Genomic DNA, 2,362 nt, shown 5'->3' on the forward strand with positions numbered 1-2,362 from the left:
CTCAAGTACTAATCGTACTTACCTCAAGTACTAATCGTACTCACCTCAAGTACTAATCGTACTTTTCGCCGCAGACTCATGACCGAACGTAGTGAGCGAATGAGCGAGGAAGCGGAATTTCCACTTCCCGTACATAGAAATTCGTTCGCACCGAACGGGCAGAAAAACGCCTGATTTTGCCGATGTATGAGTACGGAGAGTAATAAGATACAGAAGGGGATGTCTCGGAAGCCGCGCCACAAGCGGAAAGTTTTTGACAATAGTTATCTCTAGAGATAACTTAGTTATCTTGAGAGATAACTATTTTTCCTGAAATTGGAGATTTTTAGATGCGGAGAATCACGCAGGTAGACCAAAGTACAGGGGAGGAATTAGGTGGTTTTGTAGCAGTGATTCGTCCCAAACAAAAGTCATCATTCCAGAGGCACTTTACTATGAATCAAGCCGCGCTAATTACCATTGCCAATGAGCTAAACCATGACCAGATGCGTGTACTGATGGCCTTGCTCGCAGAGCTGGATTACGAGAACTACATCCAGGTCGCGCAGATAGATATTGCAGAAGCGCTGACTATGCAAAAAACAAATGTCAGTCGTGCGGTAAAAAACCTGATTGATTTCGGGATCATACTGGAAGGACCGAAGATTGGGCGGAGCAAAACGTACCGCCTAAATCCCCAGTTCGGCTGGAAAGGTACTGTCAGCAACCACAAAAAAGCACTGAAAAACGGCCTCAGCGTTATACAGGGCGGCAGAACCTGATCTCTGGAATGCCGCAAATGGCGTCATTTTGCGGCGTTAGCCCTATCCTGCATCGCATCAAAACTAACGCTCCATACCGCCCATGCCACGCGATCGCATCTGTCGCTGTTTCTCACGTTCAACACGCTGCTGTTTCTCCTTCTCCTGGTTTTGCTGCTTAAACCGCTGAGCCATCATCAGGATTTCGGTCATCTGCTCTCTGGAAAGCCCCTTAAAAGGCTCTGTTACGCTCTGTAGGCGTTTCTGCTGCGCATCCATAGTCTTCTGTAGCTCACGCGCTCTTTTTGCGTTCTGGGCGCTCTGAGAGGCCATAGCGATGGTTCCTGCAAAGCCATCGTTCACTGCGTGGCTTAGACGTTTGGCTATGGCTGCCTGATCTTCCACGTCTTTGGTGAAAATGCCCTTCCGCAATACACGCGGCTCCAGCGCCTCCGGCGAGATCGATACCTGGCTACGGGTGCCACGGTTTATCGATTCGTAGTAGTGCTGAACTGTCTGATGCGTGGCGCGGCTTCCCTCGATGCCGCGCTCAAGACCCAGTTTTTTTACTGATTCAGCGTAGGTGCTCTGATCTTCACGCATCTTTGACCGCCCGCCAATAAACTCTTTCGCGGACAGCCGTCCATCCTGCGTCAATGGCACCACGAACGCAGACAGGTGCGGGGTGGCCTCGTCCCGGTGAACCACCGCCGCCACAACACGATCCTTCCCGTATTTCTTCTCCAGCCATTGCTCAGAGCGGGCGAAAAACTCCGCCTGCTGCCGTGGTGTGGCCTCTTTCCACCACTCAGGGCTTGCTGTCATAACGTATTCAACGGCCAGTACCGCATCTTTACGGCGTTTTTCCGGCAGCAGCTCCCGCACACGCCCCATTGCCTGATCCGTTGATTTGGACACAGAGCAGTAGTTTTCTGGTGTCCGTTCAGCGTTAGCGTTCGGCGTCTCACGCTCTCGGTAGCAGTGCTGCAACGCGCTGGCCACGCTTCCCATTCCCGTCAGCTTTTTGCAGCGCATTATCGCGTAGTTCGCCATGTTCCCCCCTGATTCCGGCATTCATTCAGCCAGGCGGGGGAGCGCATTGCGATACCTCCGGCGGGCCACTATCAAGATGATAGTGTACTCACTAGACTTTGCTTCGCAAAATCGTTCGGGAAGCTGCGCTTCCAAAGGTCAAAATCAACGGCGGTCTGGCAGGTGGAAGGCGTCGCTCCGCGTCACCTCCCACCACTGCCAAGCCTGTTTTATCCGGTGAGTCGTCAAGGGTAAATGGCACTCGCTACGCTCGCCCTTGACGAAATCAGGCAATGAATATCGTTTTTGAAAGAGCAGGAACCGCTCGCCGCAAGAACGGATTAGGGAGCGGCATCGCCGCGAGTCTGTCCGTTCGAGGAAGCGGAATTTCCACTCCCCGGACATAGAAATCCGTACGCTCCAGACTCAAAAAAGCTCGTTTTTCGATGTTTAAAAATGGCGTTTTTCAGCCTTTATTTTCCCCCTTAATATATAGATATAGATACGGGAACCCGCGCACACCAAGGGCTAGAGAGAAGAATCGTACTCACCTCAAGTACTAATCGTACTTACCTCAAGTACTAATCGTA

At 51.6% G+C, this 2,362-nt stretch carries 2 protein-coding genes; one reads left to right on the top strand and one right to left on the bottom strand.

All coding sequences use genetic code 11. The features are described 5' to 3' along the window. The first annotated feature begins 434 nt into the window (after window positions 1-434). Window positions 435-761, top strand: coding sequence for a helix-turn-helix transcriptional regulator (locus HGG74_RS20730; RefSeq protein WP_001070513.1), 327 nt, complete (start codon window positions 435-437; stop codon window positions 759-761). A 63-nt stretch (window positions 762-824) separates the two neighbouring features. Here the strand turns inward: HGG74_RS20730 and mobV are convergent, their stop codons facing one another. After that, entirely contained in the window at window positions 825-1,793 is a 969-nt protein-coding gene (gene mobV, locus HGG74_RS20735; RefSeq protein WP_025766223.1) for a MobV family relaxase, read from the bottom strand. Window positions 1,794-2,362 lie beyond the last annotated feature (569 nt).

The sequence above is a fragment of the Arthrobacter mobilis genome (assembly GCF_012395835.1).
GTDB lineage: Bacteria > Actinomycetota > Actinomycetes > Actinomycetales > Micrococcaceae > Crystallibacter > Crystallibacter mobilis.